Source organism: Sphingomonas sp. FG14, from assembly GCF_057809675.1.
Genome location: NZ_JBMDKK010000002.1, coordinates 563,102 through 582,227, shown reverse-complemented (window position 1 = coordinate 582,227; position 19,126 = coordinate 563,102). Strand labels below are relative to the sequence as shown.

The following is a 19,126-nucleotide window of genomic DNA, read 5'->3' as shown; positions in this document are numbered from 1 at the left end:
ATCGCCGGCCCGATCAGGCGAACCCGACCAACTGCAGCTTGGTCTCCAGCGTCTCGCGATCGAAGGGCTTCATCACATATTCGTCGGCGCCGGCGTCGATCGCCGCGCGGATGTGCCCCATGCCGTTCTCGGTCGTGCAGAACACGACCTTGGGCCGCACGGTGAGATGGGTTGCGCGAAGTGCGCGAAGGAATTCCATGCCGCTCATCACCGGCATGTTCCAGTCGAGCAGGATCACGTCAGGCGGCGCCGCCATGCACTGGTTGAGCGCGTCGCTGCCATCAACGGCCTCATCCACCGAAAAATCGAGCGTTTCCAGTATGTGACGCGCCACTTTGCGGATCACCTTGGAATCATCGACGACCAGGCACTTTCTGGACATGCTAACCACCTCTTCGCGTTCGATCGAACGCGGCCCCTGAAAAGCGATAAATGCAAAGCGTAAGCATGGGGTTAAGCGGCCTCCGCCTGTGGCGCGCCAGCGATCAACCGTACCGGATCGAGCAGGAGCAGCGACGAATCCCCGTCGTCCATCATGCCCTGCGCCGCGCGGTTCCAGCCCGAACCCAGTCGGGCGCGGACGGGTGATGGAACCGCCACGATCTCTCGCACATCCTCCACCCGATCGACGACCAGCCCATATTGATGCCCTTCGACATCGATCACCACGGCGGTTCGCACCGCCGCCGCCGCAACTGGATCGAGCGAGAGCGCGGCGCGACAATCGATCACGGTGATGACCCGGCTGCGTAGTGCCGCAAGCCCCAGAAGATGGCGGGGCGCCAGCGGAACCGGCGTCACGTGCGAGACATGGACGACAGAATCGATATGCGCCGCGTCAAGCGCGATGCGTTGTCCGGCGAGTTCGGCGATCAGATACAGCGTCCGCACCGGCTCACCCCTCCCGCCGCGCGCGACCGGCCTGAAGGGCGGTCATCAACCCGGCACGATCGTAGCGATAAACACTGAACGGATCGGAGGCGCGCGCGGCGATATCGCTGCGCAGCCGCAGCAATCGTCCTTCCGGCACGGTTGCTCCGGCTGTATCATCTTCACCAGCGATCACGATATGCGCGTCATCGGGCGACGCCTCTCCATCAAACGCAACCCGATAGCCTGCTGCCTCGACCAGTGGACGCAGCACCTCGCGCGTCCAGATGTCGTCGCGGTCACCGAGCAGGCAGAGCGGTCGCTCCACACCGAGGGGAACCGATCCGACCGCGTCGGCGAACAGCCAGTGCGGATCCAGCAGCTCGATCTGGCGCCCTTCGAACAACGCCACCCCCGCCACGATGCCCTGATTGCGCGCCTGTACCACCGTATTCGAGAGACTGACGATATCGATCACTTCCTCGATCGCATAAGCAAGTTCGACATTGCCGTCGTTGAGCCTCAGCACATTCACCGTCGCCCGATCCGTCAGATTGTCGAACCCGACCATCGGAATGATCCGTCCCTCCACCGCCATGCGCAAGCGCCCCGCCCCGAAACGGATCTGATCGCCCGCCACCTCCTCGATCCGTTCGATCACGCTCAGGCGCACACCGCGTTCGACACCGTCCAGATCCCGGAAGAGCAGCGTCGAAACCCCGTCATCCTCCGTCACCATCGGTGCAGCCACCTCGTCAACGCCGGCCGTCGCGGCGATACCTGCCATATCGGCGATGCCGGCGGGATCGAGCAGCAGCATGGGCAGCCCGGTGTCGGGCAATGTCATGCCAGCATAGGCGCCAGCCGCCATAATCGTCGGGCAAGCAGGGCGGATCACGAGTTCCTGGTGGTCATGCAGTTCGGCGACACTGAGCGCGTAGAGCGCCCCGCCGGCCGGATTGAGGATGACGAAGGATCGCGGCATCGATTGCGGCAGAGGCTCCACGCCGAGCATCGCTTCGAGCGATACGACCGGAATACGCTCCTCACGCAGCCGGGCGATCACGGTGCCGGCGAGGGTCTCGATCGCGAGCGCGGCGTTGTTCTCACGCACGATTTCGCGAATGGCGGCGCGTGGGATCGCGAACTGATGACTGCCCGCCCCGATGACAAGTGCCGGAATGATCGAAAGCGTCAAGGGCATGCGCAGGCTGAGCATCACCCCCCGGCCCATCACGCTCGCGATATCGACGACGCCGCCGATCCGCTCGATATTGGCGCGCACCACATCCATGCCGACGCCGCGTCCTGAAAGCGCGGTGACGGCGCTCGCGGTCGACAGGCCGGGTTCGAAGACCAGGGCCAGCCGCGCCTCTTGTGACAAGCGCTCCGCGCGATCGGCAGGAATAATGCCGTCCGCCACGGCGCGAGCCACCAATCGCTCCGAATCAATGCCGCGCCCGTCGTCGGAAACCTCGATGATGATCTGATTGCCCGACTGGCGCGCGGTCACGCGCAGCCGCCCCTGCGCCGACTTGCCCATGCGCGCGCGCTCCTCCGGGCCTTCGATACCGTGATCGAGCGCGTTGCGGATGATGTGGGTCAGGGGATCACGGATCAGCTCGATCATCTCGCGATCAAGTTCGACATCGCCGCCTTCGATGCCGAGATCGACCGGTTTGCCAAGCTCGGCCGAAAGGTCACGGACGAGGCGCGGGATCGAAGCGAACAGCTTCTCGATCCGCTGCATGCGCGTGCGGGTGATCGTGTCGCGCATATCGGCCACGCACAGCGAAAGACGCTCGAAGGCGCCCTCCACCGCGATGCCGAGATCGGCGTCCTGCAAGCGCCGCGAAAGATCGTTTCGCGCGAGCACAAGATCGGACACCCCCGCCATCATCCGGTCGAGCAGATCGAGCGAAATGCGGATGCTGCGCGCCGCGCCGCGCTGCGCATGCGATTGGGTTTCGGCCGGCGGATCGATCGCGCCGCCATCGACGCGCACGGCCGCGATCAGATGATCATCACTGCCGTGGACCGCCTCGCCGGTATCCAGCGCCTCCGCGAGTTCCGCGATACGATCGACGATCGCCAGCACGGCGCTCACCAAGGCCCGGTCGGCCGGGCGGGCGCCGTCACGAACCTGCGCCAGCGCATCTTCCGCCGCATGGCTCAGCCGTTCCAGACGATCGAGATTGAGGAAGCCGCAGCTCCCCTTCACAGTGTGGACGAAGCGGAACATCGCATCGAGCCGTTCGCGGTCGGCGGGATCATTCTCCCACGCGACCAGCTCGCCCGAAAGCGCCTCAAGCGTCTCGCGAGTCTCGGCGATGAATTCGGCGAGGATATCGTCCATTGGGTCCGCCAGCAGCTTGGAAAGCCGTCATGGCGGAGGCGTGGTTAAGAAGCCGTTATGGCTGCGCCCCGATCTTATTCGCCAAGGCTGGCGGCGGGCTGAGGGATCGGCCAGGCCTTGCCAGGATCGGCGCCGATCACCGCGCCGAACAACAGCGCCGGATCGTCGGGCTCCGAGACCTGGATCACGCCGCCGGTTTCGGACACGATCTGGTGAACCAGCCAGGCCGCGGCGGCGCGCGGCGTCAGCGCATCGGGTGCGACCTCGCCCAGCAGCGCCTTGCGCAGTTCGGCGTCGAGCACCAGACGCGGCCCCTCGGCACGAACGACGATCTCGGTCTTCACGCCGTTACGCTCAGCGCCAACGTCCAGCCGGCCGCCACGCACCAGCGCATCGCCGCCCATCAGCGCCAGATTGAGCAGCACCTTGATCGCCGTCTTGCTAAGCGCGGCCTCACCGACCATCCAGCCGAGTTCGATCCGGCCATCGACGCCAAAAAGCCCCTCGATCGCCGCCTTGGCTTCCCGCGAATCCACTTCCTCGCCGAAACCACCCGCCGCGCCGAACGCCAGGCGGAAGAATTTCAGCTTGTTTGCAGATGTGCGTGCGCTTTCGCTGAGCAGCTCCAGGCAACGCGCCCGCATTTCCGGATCATGCTCGTCCGCCAGCAATTCCAGCCCGTTGTTGAGCGCACCGACCGGACTCAGCAGGTCGTGGCAAAGCCGCGAGCAAAGCAGGCTGGCGAAATCCACGGTGTTGATCGACATCCCGATCCCTTCATTCGATTGGCGGCCCTTCTGGCGAAGGCAGCCGCCTCATGCAACCAGCGCGATCCGTTGGCAAATCTGTCGCCCCTCCGCATCGTCGCCCAAGCGCCACAATTCGGCGCTGCCGCCCGCCAGAATCAACCAGAGTTTCACCGGAGTTCCGGCCGCCGCCTCACGATCACGCGCCGAAGGCTCAGCCCGCCCGCGCGGGTGGCTGTGATAATGACCGATCCAGGCCGGCCCGCCCGATCGCTCGGCGCGCACTGCGGCGAACAATGCCTGAGGGTCGATCTCGAAGCTGTCCTCGGGCCGTGGAGACACGTTCCGGGTGGCCACCGCATCCAGGATTTCGGCGTCATTTCCCAGCAACAGCCCGCAGATTTCATGGCCGGGCGCGGCAGCAGCCTCGCCATGCAACCGTTCGAGCAAGCCCCTTGAAATTCGCATCGTCATCACCATCTCCGTAGGCGATGGACCGGGGGGTTTCCACTGTCGATGCACGGATCGCGGAAAGCGCGGACGGATGGCGTCTGGACCGCGCGCTTGCCGACGCGGTACCCACGCTTTCGCGCGAACGGATCAAGGCGCTGATCGCTGGCGGCAAGGTCTCCAACGCCGCCGGAAACCCGGTGCGCGATCCTTCGGCGAAGGCCATGGCGGGCATGGCGTTCGCGATCGAGATTCCACTACCCGAGCCGGCGCATAACGAGGCGCAGGACATTCCGCTGGAAATAGCGTTCGAGGACGAACATCTGATCGTGATCGACAAGCCGGCGGGCCTCGTCGTCCATCCGGCGGCCGGCAATGCGGACGGCACCTTGGTCAACGCGCTGCTCCATCATTGCGGCGGCAGCCTGTCGGGAATCGGCGGCGTCGCGCGACCGGGGATCGTCCATCGGATCGACAAGGACACGTCGGGCCTGATGGTCGCCGCGAAGACGGACCGGGCGCACGAAGGACTCGCCAAGCAGTTCGCCGCGCACTCGATCGATCGGCGCTACCGCGCGATCGTGGGCGGCCACCCCGCGCCGCCGGCCGGCACCGTGGACGCGCCGCTGGCGCGTTCGTCCGCCAACCGCAAGAAGATCGCGATCGTCGCGGGCGGCAAGCGCGCGGTGACGCATTATCGGACGATCGAGCCGCTGCGCGATGCGGCGCTGGTCGAATGCCGGCTGGAAACCGGGCGGACCCACCAGGTTCGCGTCCATATGGCATCGATCGGCCATGCCCTGTTGGGAGACCCGGTCTATGGGCGCCCGAAAGAGGCGCAGCGCCTGTTGTTGAAGCGACTGGATTTCCATCGCCAGGCGCTGCACGCCGCGCACCTCGGCTTCCGTCATCCGATCACAAGCGCGACTTTAGCGTTCGATAGCAAAATGCCTGCGGATATGCAGGAACTGTTCAGCTCATTGGTGGTATAGAAGTTTCAAGAAAGACCGTGCCTCTATAGGGCGGTCGAAGGGAGTGAATGAAGACCATGGCCGGCAACACCAACGTCCCCGCGACGATCCCTGCTCTGGGTGGTGAACAGAGCCTCAATCGCTATCTGACTGAGATCAAGAGGTTTCCGATCCTGGCGCCCGAGCAGGAATATATGCTCGCCAAGCGCTATCAGGAGCATCAGGATCCGGCAGCGGCGGCACAACTCGTCACGTCGCACCTGCGACTCGTGGCCAAGATCGCCATGGGCTATCGCGGCTACGGCCTGCCCGTCTCGGAACTGATTTCCGAGGGCAATATCGGCCTGATGCAGGGCGTGAAGAAATTCGAGCCCGATCGCGGCTTCCGCCTCGCCACCTATGCGATGTGGTGGATCCGCGCCTCGATCCAGGAGTTCATCCTGCGCTCGTGGAGCCTGGTGAAGATGGGCACCACCGCCTCGCAGAAGAAGCTGTTCTTCAATCTGCGCAGGATGAAGAACAAGCTCGACGCGTTCGAGGATGGCGATCTGCGCCCAGAGGACGTCACCAAGATCGCAACCGATCTCGGCGTGAGCGAGGATGACGTCACCAGCATGAACAGGCGCATGGCGATGGGCGGCGATACGTCGCTCAATGTCTCGATGCGTGAGGATGGCGACGGCCAGTGGCAGGATTGGCTGCAGGACGAAGGTCCGCTGCAGGACGAGCGCATCGCCGATGCCGAGGAACGCGACGTTCGCCACACCATGCTGGTGGAAGCGATGACCGATCTCAATGATCGCGAGAAGCACATCCTGTCCGAACGCCGTCTGGCCGAGGATCCCAAGACGCTCGAGGAGTTGAGCCAGGTCTATGGCGTGTCGCGCGAACGCGTCCGCCAGATCGAGGTGCGCGCCTTCGAGAAGCTGCAAAAGGCGATGATGCGCATCGCCGGCGGCAAGGGCCTGCTGCCCGCGCCGGCCTGAGCTTCACAGAGCTATTAACAAAAGGGGCCGGCGCCTTTGGGTGCCGACCTTTTTTCTGCGATGTCTGCTGTCGAGGGCATCGCCGATACGGAAAACCAGTTCCCACTTTTCCACGCGATGCTCTATCGGTCCTCCGTCGCGTGATTCAGCGGCGGGCAGAAGCGGAGGACATGGATGCTCAAGCTCTTCATCGGCAACAAGGCCTATTCCTCCTGGTCGCTGCGCGGCTGGCTGGCGGTGCGTCAGTCGGGCCTGCCGTTCGAAGAGAATGTCGTTCCGCTCTACGATCAGGACTGGGATCAGCGCCGCGAGGGCGACGAGTTCGCGCCGTCATCGGGCAAGGTGCCGATCCTGTGGGACGACGACGCCGTGGTGTGGGACAGCCTGGCGATCATCGAGTACCTCGCGGAGAAGGCGGGACGCGAGCGTTTCTGGCCCGAAGACGCCGCCGCGCGCGCCATGGCGCGATCGATGGCGGCCGAGATGCATTCGAGCTTCGCCGCGCTTCGCCGCGAGCACAGCATGAATATCCGCCAGATCTACGAAGCCCGCGAACCATCGGACGCCGTCAAGCAGGATATCGTCCGCATCATGCAGCTCTGGGCAGAGGCTCGCGCTCGCTTCGGGGGAGAAGGTGATTTCCTGTTCGGCGATTTCGGCGCGGCGGACATCATGTTCGCGCCCGTGATCACCCGCTTCATCACCTATCAGCTTCCCGTAGCACGCTTCGCCGAGCCCTATATGCGCGCGGTGATCACCCATCCCTTCATGCAGGACTGGATCGCCGGCGCGCAGGAGGAGGACTGGGTGATCGAGAAGTTCGAGCGCCCGCAGGGTGTCTGATCCGCCTACTCGGCGGCGTGGCTGACGAATTCGACCAGCCGGCCATCAGGATCACGCAGATAGCCGGCGTAATAGTCAGGGTGGATATGCGGCGCGAGCGCGGGTGCCCGGTCCAGTCGATGGCCGGCATTGCCGCCCGCCGCATAAATGGCGTCGACGGTGGCTCGATCGGGCGCGGCGAAGGCGAAATGCGCATCGGACGCCGGATCGCCTTCCACCAGGAACAGGTCGAGCGAGCGCCCGTCGCCAAAGCCCTTGGCGACCCCGTCCACCTTCAGCGCATAACCCAGCGGCGCGAGCAGATCGGAATAGAAACGAACGCTGGCGGCCAGATCGCGCGTCCTGAGCTCAAGGTGGTCGATCATGACTGTGTATCCTCCGTGACGGGGCCTGATATTTCATGTGACGGCGGATCGACATTGCCGCCGCACAGCGGAATCGCGACGCTGCGCCCGCGCCACCGTTCGGGATCGGCGACCATCGCGGCAAGCCCTGCAACGCCCGCGGGTTCGACAACCAGCCCGAGATGGTCCCTGACGAGCGCCATCGCCTTACGGATCGCATTCTCGCTCGCAAGCACGACGTCGTCTGCGATCCGGCGCACCGATTCGACCGCATAGGGAACGGGAACGCGCACCGCGATGCCGTCGGCGATGGTGGGTGCTTCCGGCGTTTCAACGATACGTCCCGTGCGCACCGACTCCGCCATGGCCGGCGCCCGCTCGGCCGCCACCAGAACCACCTCGGTACGTGGCGAAGCGTGTTTCATCCATGTGCCCACGCCCGAAGCCAGCGCGCCATTGCCGAGCGGCACCAGCATCGCATCGAAGGGCCCGGCCCGTTCGGTCATTTCCAGCGCCAGGGTACCGGCGCCTTCGGCGATCACGATTTCGGCACCGTCCTCGACGAACAGCCGCCCTTCCTCATCAGCCATTACCCGGGCAATCCGCTTCGCATCGTCGAAATCGCGCCCCAGCAGGCGTACGTCGGCACCCAGCCGCTCCATCGCCTCACGCTTGGCGACGACGATGCCGCGCGACGCGACGACGATGAGCGGAAGCCCTCCGCCTCGCGCGGCCCAGGCCAGGCCCTGGCCGAAATTACCGGCGGACGCGCAGATCAGCGGCGGTGGAGCATCCATGCCGGCCAGGAAAGCGCCTGCCCCGCGTCCCTTGAACGAACGGATCGGATTTGCGGTCTCGTCCTTGAAGGTGATTGCCGCACCGAACAATCTGTCGAGCGTGTCGGACCGTCGGAGCGGCGTATCGAGAAAGACCGGATCGATCCGGTCAACGGCGGCAAGGATGCCGGATGCAGTTGGATAGGTCATGGCCGAAGGATAGTCGTCCGATATTGCCATCTTTCGGCGAATCATGGCCAATAAACGCCTGAAATCGGCAAATTCGGATGTTAAAGTGCCGCCATCATGCGCAGCACCCTCGACAGTTTCGATCGCAGGATCCTCGACATCGTCCAGCGCGACGGCGAACTCACCGCGGACGCGATCGGTGAACGCGTCGGCCTTTCCGCCTCCGCGACCTTGCGGCGGCTGCGCCGGCTCAAGGCGGAAGGCGCGATCGCGGCCACGGTCGCGATCGTCGATCCCGCCACGATCGGCAAGCCGACCTTCTTCATCGTCGCGCTTGAGATCGAGCGTGAGCGACCTGAACTGCTGGCGCAACTGCGCCGCTGGTTCGCCGACGAAGATCAGGTGCAGCAAGTCTATTATGTGACCGGCAGCGCCGATTTCGTGTTGATCATCACCGCGCCCGACGTCGATTCCTACGATGCGCTGATGTCACGGATGATCGCTGACAATTCCAATGTCCGCCGCTTCACCACCAATGTCGCGCTCGGCATCGGCAAACGCGGATTGTTCGTGCCGGTCCTTCCGCCGGCAGAGTGACGTCTCGAACTCCCGCCCCCTTGTCAGAACTGGCGGCCGTCCTTTCGTCGTTGTTCGCCGAGTGACGCGAACAGATGCATGTCGATATCGGGATAATGGCAATCGGTCGCGGCGGGCCGACCGATCGCGACATAAACGCAGTCGGCGGCACTTTCGTTGATCAACACATGGCCGTTGCCGTCATTCTTGGGAAAGGCCGCGATATCGCCGGCCCGCATCGTATGACGGCCATTGTCGTCGACCAGCACCGCCTCGCCAGCGATCATCACCACCAGTTCGTCCTCGCCCTCATGCCAATGCCGTTGCGACGACCAGGCTCCCGGATTCAGCACGACATGGCTGGCGCCGAAATCGGCGATGCCGATCGCCGGGGCGAGGCGGCGATACCAGCGATCCTTCACCACATCGGCATACTCGGCGGGATAGCCGGTGGCGTTGGTTTGCGGAATCGCGTCCAGATCGAGCTTCGGCATCATTCCTCCCGCTATGCAAAGCGCATGACTATCGGTAGGCGCCGGGCATGATTCCGTCCATCGATCCCGTCGATCTCGCCACCCGCCTGATCGCCTGCCCCAGCGTCACGCCCGCCACCGGCGTGGTCTTCGATGTGCTGGAAGAGGCGCTGGTCGCCACAGGCTTCTCCGTCCACCGCTTCGTCGCGGGTGAAGCGCCCGACGGGCCGGTCGAAAACCTCTTCGCCGTGCGCGGCAGCGGCGGACCGCATCTCGCCTATGCGGGGCATCTGGACGTCGTGCCGCCGGGCGATGGCTGGACCAATGATCCCTTCACGCCCGAGATTCGGGGCGACCTGCTTTACGGGCGTGGCGCGGTCGACATGAAGGGATCGATCGCCGCCTTTGTCGCCGCCGCCGCGCGCCATGCCAATCATCCCGGCACGCTGAGCCTGATCATCACCGGCGACGAGGAAGGCTATGCCGTCTACGGCACTGTCGAGCTGATCAAGTGGATGACGGCCAATGGTCATCACCCAGACCTGTGCCTGGTCGGCGAGCCGACATCGGTTTCGCGACTTGGCGACATGATCAAGATCGGCCGGCGCGGATCGGTCAATATGTGGATCGATGTCGCCGGTACGCAGGGCCATGTCGCCTATCCGCATCTGGCCGATAATCCGATCCCGCCGCTCGTCCGCATCCTTTCACGTATCGAGGCGATCGAACTCGACCAGGGCACCGAATGGTTCCAGCCCTCCAATATCGAGATCACCGACATCGAGGTGGGCAATCCCGCGACCAACGTGATCCCGGCGAAGGCGACCGCGCGACTGAGCATCCGCTTCAATGCGCTTCACACCGGCGAAGCGCTGACCGAACGCATCCGCGCCATCTGCGAGGAGGAATCGCCACGTGCGACACTCACCGCGCGGATTTCCGGCGAAGCCTTCCTGACGAAGCCCGGCGCGTTGTCCGATCTCGTTTCCGGCGCCATCCGCGACGTGACGGGACTGGTGCCCGAACTGTCGACCACAGGTGGAACATCGGACGCGCGTTTCCTGGCGCGGCTTTGCCCCGTGGTCGAATTCGGCCTGCTCAACGCGACGATGCACAAGCTCGACGAAGCGGCGGCGATTCAGGATATCGTGGCGCTGACCGACATTTTCGGGCTGGTGATCAGACGAGCGCTCGGGCCGGCCTGACAGATCCTCAGGCGATCAGCGCCTTGCGCCCGCCATCGGTCCAGCGCAGGAATTCATGCTCGGCCATCGGCATCGCGACCGCATAGCCCTGCACCGCGTCGCAGCCGATCACGCGCAGCACATCCGCCTGTTCGCGCGTTTCCACACCTTCCGCGATCACGCGATGCCCCAGCCCATGGATCAGACCAATGACGGCATGGACAATCGCGCGCGCCTGTTCCGAACTGGTGACATCCGCGATCATGCTGCGATCGAGCTTCACCTGATCGACGGGCATATCGCGCAGGCGCGAGAAATTCGAATAGCCCGTCCCGAAATCGTCGATCGCGATCAACGCGCCTTCGTCGCGCAGAGCCGCCATTTCACTGAACACCGTCTCCCCACAGGTCATGGCGAGCCCCTCGGTGATCTCGAGCTCCAGCATCCGCGGCGTCGCGCCATGATGCGCCAGTCGATCGCGCAACCGTATGAAGAAATCGCGCTGCTCGATCTGGCGGGGACTGATGTTGATCGCCAGCCGCTGATCGAGCCCAAGCTTCTCCCAGCGCGCGGCCGTGGCGGCGACAGCGTTGATCACCCAATCGCCGATCTCGACGATCAGGCTGCTCTCCTCGGCGGTTTCGATGAAGGTGCCGGGCAATTGCAAGCCGTGTTCCGGGTGGTTCCAGCGCAGCAACGCTTCCGCCGACAAGGTTCGGCCACCCACCAGTTCGACCTGGGGCTGGAACGCCAGCTCGAAGCGCGACTCCGTCAACGCCCGCCGCAGATCACGCTCAAGGCGCAGCTTCACATCGAGCGCGTCGGCAAGCGAGTCCGTATAGGTCTGCACCTGCGCCCGCCCGCACGCCTTGGCGTGATACATGGCGACATCCGCCGCCTTCATCAACGTCGTCAGCGAACGGCCGTGATCGGGATGGAAGGCAAGGCCGATCGACGCGCCGACACGGATCGAATGCCCTGACAGATCGATGTCTTCGCCCAACGCATAAAGGATGCGCTGCGCGACGCGCTGTCCATCCTCGGTCGATGCGATGTCGGGCAGGAACATCGTGAATTCGTCGCCGGCGAGCCGCCCGACCCGCCCGGTCCCGCCCCTGCCCGTTAGCTCCTCCGCGTTGATCACCGCGCGCAACCGGTTCGCGACCTTCGCGAGCAACTGATCGCCATGCGCATGGCCGAGCGAGTCATTCACCGATTTGAAGTTGTCGAGATCGACGAAAAGCAGCGCCGAGCGCGCATCCGCCGGCAGTTCGGCCAGGATCCGTTCGACGTCGCGCCGGAAATTGGTGCGGTTCGCCAGCGTCGTCACCGGATCGTACATCGCCAGATTGTGGATGCTGTCGAATGTCGAGCGCGTCTCGGTGAACAGCGCATCCATGCTGTCGGCCAGTTCGGGCAGGAATTCCCTGACCTCGGCAGGGGTCCGCGTTTCGAAATCGCCGTGCGCCGCCTGGGCGAGCCGCTTGATCGCGCTGTCGACCGCCGCGGCGACGGATGCGAGCGCGCGATCGGCCGACGCCCAGCTCATCGCGGCGCAAACGATGGCGACCACCAGCGCGTTCGCGGCGGCCGCGCTACCACTCGGCCCGTTCATCGCGCCGGTGCCACCCGCGATGATCGACAGGATGAAGGATCCCGCGCCCACGCACATCGCGAATGCAATGGCCCGGCTCTTGAGCGAAATCCCTTCCATCATGCTCCCACGCTGCGCGACACTGAGGTGTCCCCAATCCAGCCATCTGGATTAATTTTTTCTCCCACAAATCCGTAAAGATCAGCTTTACGATGTTAGGCGGTCGCGTTTGAGGATGATGTAGAGCGCGCCGGTGCCGCCATGACGCGGATGCGCATTGCGCACCGCCGCGATACGACGGGCATGACGTGATGAGGCCAGCCAGTCGCCCACGGCGCCACGGATCGCGCCGCGCCCGCGCCGGTCGCCGCGCGGCGGCTTGCCTGTCACCAGCAAGATCACCCGCGTGCCCCCGGCGATCGCCCGCGCCAGGCTTGAATCGAGCATGCGCCACGCGGAATCGAGCGTATGGCCATGCAGGTCGACGGTCATGTCCGGATCGATCACGCCGCGCCGCAATCGTCGGTCCCAACCTCCGTCGAGCGTATTGGCCGACGAGGCGACAGCGCTTCCGGCAGGCGGCGGCACGGCCGCGACGGCGCTGCGTTCGATGGGTGCAGCCTTGCGGCGTGCGGGCGCCATCGCGGCCGCCGATTCAACCGGTGCGGCGGTCTCGGTCCGTCCGGAGATCGGCGTCACGCTTGCGATCACGCGCGCCCATAGCGCACGCTCCTCAGCGTCGAGGCGTCGTCCCGCCACCTGGCGTCGCCTCCGCAAGCCGCGCCAGCGTGCCGATTGGCAGCAGCAGGAAAGCCGTTCCACGGCCCGACATGCCGCCGGCAATGGCGCGGGCATCGGCGCCGGCGCCCCAGAATGTGTCGAAGCGATTGGCGCCCTTGATGGCCCCGCCCGTATCCTGCGCTACCCAGACCCCCGCAGTTTCCGCCCGGTCCAGCGACAGGAACACCGGTGCCCCGAGCGGCACGAAGACCGGATCGGCGGCCACCGTCGCGCGGCCCGTCACCGGCAGGCCCAGCGAGCCCAGCGGCCCTGCTCCGGTCAACTCACGGAAGAAGACGAAGCTCTTGTTCTCGCGCATCGCCGCCTGACCCTTGACCGGATCGGCGCGCAGATACGCCATGATGCCCTGCATCGATCCCTGGCCACGCGCGATCTCGCCACGATCGATCAGCAGCTTGCCGATGCCGGTATAGTCACGGCCATTCTGGTTATCATAGCCGATGCGCATCACACCGCCATCGGGCAGCATCAGGCGGCCGGAACCCTGGATCTGCAGAAAGAAGAATTCGACGGCATCGGCTGCCCAGGCGATTTCCAGCCCGCGCCCGGCAAGCGCACCTTCCTCGATCTGGGTGCGATCATAATAAGGCACGAAATTGCTACGATCGACGCGTCCGCGGATGCGCTTGCCCTTCAACGCATCGTTGAACTGTCCGAGATCGACATCGATCAGATCGGGCGGACGGCGATAGACCGGCACCTGATAGCCGGGCCGTTTCTCGCGAGAACCACGAATTTCCGGCTCGAAATATCCAGTCGCGTGCGCCGCGCCGGTACCGATCTGTGCCGTTTCGAAATTACGCCGGAAAAAGCCGGCGGCATCACTGTCCGGCCAGTTCGCCGCCGCCGTGCAGGCCGGTGCCCAGTCGCTGCCCCGCGTCAATCCGCTCGTGTCCGTGCGGCGCTGTACGGAGGGGCAGGAAATGCGGAAAGCGGCAAGCGCCCGGCGTGCCTGAGCATCACCAATTTCCAGCTTCGCGATCGGTATGCCGGCAACGACGCCCTGGGTGCGGGCGTTGACCGCGTCGGCGGGCGGCGGCGTGGCAGGCACCGCGGCGACGGGCGTCGCCGGTTGAGGCCGCGCCGCCCGCTCGGGTTGCTCCGGCTGAACCGATGGCCGGGCCGGCTGCGGTCGCGCGGGCGCATTCGCCGATGGCGGAACAATCGCCCCCGAACAGGCGGCAAGCGTCAACACGGCGACTGAAGTCGCCGCCCCCCGCCAGAGCGCCATGATCAGGACGCCTCGTCGGTGTCGGTCAGGATCCAGTTGGGGTCGTTCGAGCGCAGGTTGCGGCTGAACGTCCAGACATCGTGAGTGGGAACCGCGTCGCTCAGCGAACCGGCAACGACATTGCCCTCCAGATCACGCGTCACCGCCGCGATATCGGCGTCGAAGCGGACAGTGACATAGGCGGTCTGGCCCTGCACCTCGGCATCGGAGATCATCGCGTTCTCGATGGTGACCAGCCGGTTGTCGAGCACCTGGCCGGCTGCCTTGCGATCGGCGATCGCCTCGACAAAGGCGGCGCGGACATCATCGCCGACGAGTTCGGCGAGCGTCGCCTCGTCACCCGACCAATAGGCTTCCAGCACCATGCGGTAGGCGGCCTTCGCGCCCTCGACGAAACGAGCGGGATCGAACTGGGGATCGATGCCGGCGATCGCGCGGACGCCACGGATCGCGGCCGGGCCAACCGAAGGATCGCCGACGGCACGTGCTTCGGGGCTGATATCGGGAACAGGCGTACTCGGCCGGGCTGGCGCGATACGCTCGTCGGCGGTGCGCGGCAGCGGCTGCTGCTCATGGCCGGTCCGCTTGCCCAGCACGGCATAGAGCCTGAAAGCCAGGAAAAGCGTTACCAAGGCAAGAATTACAACCGTTACCACAAAACCTCCGATCGCGCGTCGCCCCTCTACATAGGCGCTTGCCGCGTACGTTTCAAATCATCGTCCAACAATGCGGTTCCGCACCAGCCGGCATTGCCCTTGGCAACGGCGCCTGCTAGCGCGCGCGACATCTTTTCAAGGTATCGAGGACTATCGGGACATGGCCGAAGAAGAAGGCGCGATCAACCAGAACGAGCCGCTGGCGAACGGCGAGGACACCCTCCCCCAGGTTGGCGTCATTTCGCAATATGTGAAGGATTTCTCGTTCGAGAACCCCAATTCGCCGGCGGTCTATCAGTGGCCCGGCCAGCCCAAGATCGACATTCAGTTCAACATCGGCGCCAATCAGGTCGGCGAGGACGTCCATGAAGTCGTCCTGAAAATCGACGCGCGCGCCGAGGCCGAGGACGGCCAGGTCGCCTTCCAGGTCGAACTCGCCTATGCCGGCCTCTTCGGGCTGCGCAACATTCCCGACGAACAGCTTCAGCCCTTCCTGCTCGCCGAAGCCCCCCGCATCCTGTTCCCCTTCGCTCGCCGTGTCCTTGCCGACGCCGTGCGCGACGGCGGCTTCCCGCCGCTGATGCTGGAGCCGATCGATTTCGGCGGCCTCTACATGAGCCAGGTCCAGGCGCAGGCGGACCTCGCCACCGTGGAAACCGGCGGTCAGGCCTGATCCGGGCCAAGGGAGGAGCATGAAATGAACCTCCTCAAATCGATGGGCACGATCGGCGGGCTGACTATGGTCAGCCGCGTCTTCGGCTTCGCGCGCGAAATGCTGATGTCGCGCATCATGGGGGCGAGCGGCGCGGCCGACGCCTTCCTGGTCGCCTTTCGCCTGCCCAATACCTTTCGCCGGCTGTTCGGCGAAGGCGCCTTCTCCGCCGGTTTCGTGCCGCTGTTCAGCCAGCGTTTCCACGGCCCCGGCGGGATGGAAGACGCCAAGCGCTTCTCGGAAGAGGTGCTGGCCTTTTTCGTCCCCGCGCTCCTCGTCTTCACGGCGATCTTCGAAGTGGCGATGCCGCTGTTCGTCTGGGCGATCGCATCCGGCTATGCCGACGAACCGCAGAAGTTTACGCTGACGGTGTTCCTCAGCCGGATCACCTTTCCCTATCTGTTGCTGATCAGCCTGGTGTCCTTCTTCTCGGGCATCCTCAATTCGCTGACCAAGTTCGCGGCCGCCGCATTCGCCCCCGCCCTGCTCAACGTCGCCATGTTGATCGCGCTGCTCGTGGTGCCCACCGGCGGTGAACGGAGCGCTACCGCGCTTGCCGTCGGCGTCACCGCAGGCGGCGTTCTGCAATTGCTGCTGCTGTGGAACAGCGCCCGCAAGGCCGGCGTCTCCCTGAGCCTGCGCCGCCCGAAAATGACGCCCGACGTCCGGCAATTCTTCGTCGTCGTGATCCCTGCGACGCTCGGCGCGGGCGTCTATCAGATCAGCCAGCTCATCGACACCTTCTTCGCCACGCGGCTTCCCGAAGGATCGATGAGCTATCTCAATTATTCGGACCGGCTGAACCAGTTGCCGCTGTCGGTGATCGGCACCGCGCTGGGCACCGCGATACTGCCGCATATCAGCCGCTTCATCAGTCAGGATAATCCGGCCGAGGCGGCCAAGGTCCAGGGCCAGGCCGTCGATCTTTCGATGCTGCTCTGCCTGCCGGCCGCGATCGCGCTCGGCGTCGCCGCGCCGCCGCTCGTCGCCGCGCTTTTCCAGGGCGGTCGTTTCACCGCTTATGACGCGATGGTAACCGGCAATGTCCTCGCACTGATCGCCTCGGGCCTGCCCGCCTATGTGCTGGTCAAGGTCATCACGCCCGGTTTCTATGCGCGCAAGGACACCAAGACCCCGGTCAAGACCGCGGCGATCGTACTGATCGCCAATGTCGTCCTCAATTTCGCGCTGATCCCCCCCTTCGGCATCTATGGCCTCGCCATCGCGATCTCCGCCTGCTCCTGGCTCAACGCGATCATGCTCTACGTCATCCTCAGCCGGCGCGGGCATTTCCGTATCGAGGGCTGGCTGTGGAGCCGGATCGGCCGGCAATTGCTGTCGGGCCTCGTCATGGCGGCCGCGCTCTGGGGCACCCGTTCGCTGCTGGGCGACTGGTTCTCCGGATCGATCGGCCAGCGGCTGATCGGTGTCGGCGCGCTCTGCAGTGTTGGCGGCCTGGTCTATTTCGTCACCGCGTTCATTGTCGGCGGCATCGATCGCAACGCTATCATGCTGCTGTTGCGCCGGAAAAAACTATAGCCGCTTGCCCCGCCGAAATTCGCACCGTTTCGGATGTTTTACTTGATACGAATCATTGTCATGATTCCAGGCAACACCTAGGCATCTCCCGAAATTTCGGGGGAAAGAATGAAAATCCTGCGTGCGAGCCTGTCGGCGTTCGCGCTATCGGCCGCCACGGCGGCCTGGGCATCCCCGCAGGATTTTCCGTCCTGCGACGGATATCCGGCACCAAACAAGAAGAGCGACGGCATGACGACAGTCAGCCTCCTGTTCGGGCTGGCAAGCCAGAATGGCGACATTCGGCGCAGCGAAAAGGTCGGCATCGGTCCTAGCGGGGCGGACTCCTGCGACAAAGCCCTGGCGGACCCTCTCCTGCTTCCCGACTATAGTTTGCGCCGGGCGCATCTGCTGCAATCCAAGGCGGTTCACCAGATCGCGAGCTCGGCTCCGGACGCGGCGCTTGCGACACTGTCGCTATCGGACGCGCTGATCGGCGAAGATCGTCATCGCCGCGAGACAATCGGCATCGGCAACCATGCCGTGCGCGGCTTCGCCCTCATCAATCTCGATCGCAAGGACGAGGCGAAACAGGAAATCGCGGCGATCGACAAGGCCCGGCCCTATGCGTCCTCCGTCCGTGCACTGGCGGATTTCCTGAGACTTCGGATCGACAACGGCCTGGACGCGCACCTCGCCATGCTCAAGGCCGACGCGCGCTATTCTCCCGGCAAGCTTTTCAGCATCTTCCAATATGCGGTCTGGGCCAACCGACTGAGCGACGCCGCGGCGATCGGCGGCGGATTGTCGTTCGATCTTCCACGCAGCCGTGGCGGATGGACCATCGATGGCGAAGCCATGCTGCAATATGAATTGATCAAGGCACGGGCGGAAATCGCGGGGAACTATGCCTATACGTTGATCGCCGCAGGCCGGGAGGCTGCCGCGGCCAAGGTGCTGGCCGACGCGGATCAGGATCTCGTGGAAGCGATGGCCCCTCCCCCGACTCCGCCAGAGGGTGTGAAGCTCTCCAAATCCAAGATCATCGATTTCGATCGGCGCAAACAATATGGAGAAAGCGGACGCGTCGCCCTGGACCTGTGGAGGAACCTCATACAGTTTCGCAAGGACGCCGCGAGCTGGACGCCCGAGCGTTTCTTCACCGAAGCGGAGAAGCTGCCCAAGGGCAAGGTTCCGGTGTTCGCCGATTTGATCATGCAACTCAAGGTCACCGATCCCGGCGGCGTGGCAGAGCGCCAGAGCGTCGTGAACGGGATATTGGCCGAGATGGACCGGTTGCGCCTCTCGGAGCTCAAGCTGGATCTGGGCACGTTCCGTGATTCACTGCCCCGCCCCGAAACCCCGGCGATGCAGCCGCGCTTCAAACGGGCCGGGGATGGATATTTCCTGAGCGACAATGGCTTTTCGCGCCGCCGCATGGAGGAGCCCGATTGCTGGACCATCCGGTTCACGCACAATCTCGCCAGCGCCGCCACCGTCGAGGAACTGGTGCTTCTGAGCGCGGCCAGCTTCGCGCGGCAGGAAGGCTATGACAGCATCCTGATCCTGGCGCGCCGGACAGTCGTCCGCACCACCCGAACGACGTCGTGGGGCGGACAGGTCGTCGGAGAACAGCCCATGGGCCATGAAGGGCAGCTCAACATACGCCTGCTGAAAAGCGACGCCTTGCCGCCCGAGCTGGAAAGCGAGCGCTGGCGCATCGTGCCGGTCGGCGCGGTCATCGACGAATTGACGCCCCGCCTTTCAGCAATTTGATCGCTGCCGGCAACGCCACGCTTGCACATCGCCCTCCACGCGGGCATCGCCAGCGTCACTCCGTCAACGGCCGG

Annotated in this window: 20 protein-coding genes; 8 read left to right on the top strand and 12 right to left on the bottom strand. The window is 64.7% G+C overall.

Annotated elements, in window-relative coordinates:
- Window positions 1-13 precede the first annotated feature (13 nt).
- The 5 genes from ACODTA_RS10875 to ACODTA_RS10855 all read right to left on the bottom strand — a co-directional run bounded on the left by ACODTA_RS10875 (window position 14) and on the right by ACODTA_RS10855 (window position 4,446).
- A complete protein-coding gene (locus ACODTA_RS10875) occupies window positions 14-382 on the bottom strand; it encodes a response regulator (protein ID WP_489065926.1) in 369 nt (122 codons plus the stop codon).
- Between the two features lie 71 nt (window positions 383-453).
- A complete protein-coding gene (locus tag ACODTA_RS10870; protein ID WP_489065925.1) occupies window positions 454-891 on the bottom strand; it encodes a chemotaxis protein CheW in 438 nt (145 codons plus the stop codon).
- A gap of 4 nt (window positions 892-895) precedes the next feature.
- Window positions 896-3,226, bottom strand: a complete 2,331-nt coding sequence (locus tag ACODTA_RS10865) for a chemotaxis protein CheA (RefSeq protein ID WP_489065924.1) — start codon at window positions 3,224-3,226, stop codon at window positions 896-898.
- Window positions 3,227-3,300: 74 nt separating this feature from the next.
- Window positions 3,301-3,993, bottom strand: coding sequence for a histidine phosphotransferase family protein (locus ACODTA_RS10860; RefSeq protein ID WP_489065923.1), 693 nt, complete (start codon window positions 3,991-3,993; stop codon window positions 3,301-3,303).
- Window positions 3,994-4,041: 48 nt separating this feature from the next.
- Window positions 4,042-4,446: a M67 family metallopeptidase gene (locus tag ACODTA_RS10855; protein ID WP_489065922.1), complete on the bottom strand. Its 405-nt coding sequence runs from the start codon at window positions 4,444-4,446 to the stop codon at window positions 4,042-4,044.
- Between the two features lie 17 nt (window positions 4,447-4,463).
- Between ACODTA_RS10855 and ACODTA_RS10850 the strand changes: the two genes are divergently transcribed.
- The 3 genes from ACODTA_RS10850 to ACODTA_RS10840 all read left to right on the top strand — a co-directional run bounded on the left by ACODTA_RS10850 (window position 4,464) and on the right by ACODTA_RS10840 (window position 7,222).
- Window positions 4,464-5,414 (top strand): RluA family pseudouridine synthase, encoded by a 951-nt coding sequence (locus ACODTA_RS10850; RefSeq protein ID WP_489065921.1) that lies wholly within the window; start codon window positions 4,464-4,466, stop codon window positions 5,412-5,414.
- A 56-nt stretch (window positions 5,415-5,470) separates the two neighbouring features.
- Window positions 5,471-6,379, top strand: coding sequence for an RNA polymerase sigma factor RpoH (gene rpoH / locus ACODTA_RS10845; protein ID WP_489066199.1), 909 nt, complete (start codon window positions 5,471-5,473; stop codon window positions 6,377-6,379).
- A gap of 174 nt (window positions 6,380-6,553) precedes the next feature.
- Entirely contained in the window at window positions 6,554-7,222 is a 669-nt protein-coding gene (locus tag ACODTA_RS10840) for a glutathione S-transferase family protein (RefSeq protein ID WP_222989924.1), read from the top strand.
- 5 nt (window positions 7,223-7,227) lie between these two features.
- On the opposite strand, the gene ACODTA_RS10835 is transcribed toward ACODTA_RS10840, so the two are convergent.
- Window positions 7,228-7,587, bottom strand: coding sequence for a VOC family protein (locus ACODTA_RS10835; protein ID WP_489065920.1), 360 nt, complete (start codon window positions 7,585-7,587; stop codon window positions 7,228-7,230).
- Complete coding sequence (locus tag ACODTA_RS10830) at window positions 7,584-8,552, bottom strand: threonine ammonia-lyase (RefSeq protein ID WP_489065919.1); 969 nt, start codon at window positions 8,550-8,552, stop codon at window positions 7,584-7,586. Before ACODTA_RS10830 ends, ACODTA_RS10835 begins: the two co-directional genes overlap by 4 nt.
- A 96-nt stretch (window positions 8,553-8,648) precedes the next feature.
- Here ACODTA_RS10830 and ACODTA_RS10825 point away from each other — a divergent pair, with 96 nt between their 5' ends.
- Window positions 8,649-9,128: an Lrp/AsnC family transcriptional regulator gene (locus tag ACODTA_RS10825; RefSeq protein ID WP_489065918.1), complete on the top strand. Its 480-nt coding sequence runs from the start codon at window positions 8,649-8,651 to the stop codon at window positions 9,126-9,128.
- A gap of 23 nt (window positions 9,129-9,151) precedes the next feature.
- On the opposite strand, the gene ACODTA_RS10820 is transcribed toward ACODTA_RS10825, so the two are convergent.
- The gene (locus ACODTA_RS10820; protein WP_489065917.1) at window positions 9,152-9,601 is read right to left on the bottom strand and encodes a cupin domain-containing protein; all 450 of its coding nucleotides are present in this window, start codon (window positions 9,599-9,601) and stop codon (window positions 9,152-9,154) included.
- Between the two features lie 47 nt (window positions 9,602-9,648).
- Between ACODTA_RS10820 and dapE the strand changes: the two genes are divergently transcribed.
- Entirely contained in the window at window positions 9,649-10,785 is a 1,137-nt protein-coding gene (dapE, locus tag ACODTA_RS10815) for a succinyl-diaminopimelate desuccinylase (RefSeq protein ID WP_489065916.1), read from the top strand.
- A gap of 7 nt (window positions 10,786-10,792) precedes the next feature.
- On the opposite strand, the gene ACODTA_RS10810 is transcribed toward dapE, so the two are convergent.
- The 4 genes from ACODTA_RS10810 to ACODTA_RS10795 all read right to left on the bottom strand — a co-directional run bounded on the left by ACODTA_RS10810 (window position 10,793) and on the right by ACODTA_RS10795 (window position 15,046).
- On the bottom strand, window positions 10,793-12,478 hold the full coding sequence (locus ACODTA_RS10810) for a putative bifunctional diguanylate cyclase/phosphodiesterase (protein ID WP_489066198.1): 1,686 nt from the start codon (window positions 12,476-12,478) through the stop codon (window positions 10,793-10,795).
- Window positions 12,479-12,565: 87 nt separating this feature from the next.
- A complete protein-coding gene (locus tag ACODTA_RS10805; RefSeq protein WP_489065915.1) occupies window positions 12,566-13,117 on the bottom strand; it encodes a Smr/MutS family protein in 552 nt (183 codons plus the stop codon).
- A complete protein-coding gene (gene mltA, locus ACODTA_RS10800) occupies window positions 13,092-14,390 on the bottom strand; it encodes a murein transglycosylase A (RefSeq protein WP_489065914.1) in 1,299 nt (432 codons plus the stop codon). The genes ACODTA_RS10805 and mltA overlap by 26 nt, the downstream gene beginning before the upstream one ends.
- 2 nt (window positions 14,391-14,392) lie before the next feature.
- Window positions 14,393-15,046 (bottom strand): Tim44/TimA family putative adaptor protein, encoded by a 654-nt coding sequence (locus tag ACODTA_RS10795; RefSeq protein WP_489065913.1) that lies wholly within the window; start codon window positions 15,044-15,046, stop codon window positions 14,393-14,395.
- A gap of 160 nt (window positions 15,047-15,206) precedes the next feature.
- Between ACODTA_RS10795 and secB the strand changes: the two genes are divergently transcribed.
- The 3 genes from secB (at window position 15,207) to ACODTA_RS10780 (ending at window position 19,052) form a co-directional block, all read left to right on the top strand.
- Complete coding sequence (gene secB / locus ACODTA_RS10790) at window positions 15,207-15,719, top strand: protein-export chaperone SecB (RefSeq protein WP_489065912.1); 513 nt, start codon at window positions 15,207-15,209, stop codon at window positions 15,717-15,719.
- Between the two features lie 24 nt (window positions 15,720-15,743).
- Window positions 15,744-17,297 carry a murein biosynthesis integral membrane protein MurJ gene (murJ, locus tag ACODTA_RS10785; protein ID WP_489065911.1) on the top strand — a complete coding sequence of 518 codons (1,554 nt, stop codon included), beginning with the start codon at window positions 15,744-15,746 and terminating at the stop codon, window positions 17,295-17,297.
- A 108-nt stretch (window positions 17,298-17,405) separates the two neighbouring features.
- Window positions 17,406-19,052, top strand: coding sequence for a hypothetical protein (locus tag ACODTA_RS10780; protein WP_489065910.1), 1,647 nt, complete (start codon window positions 17,406-17,408; stop codon window positions 19,050-19,052).
- The last annotated feature ends 74 nt before the right edge of the window (window positions 19,053-19,126 follow it).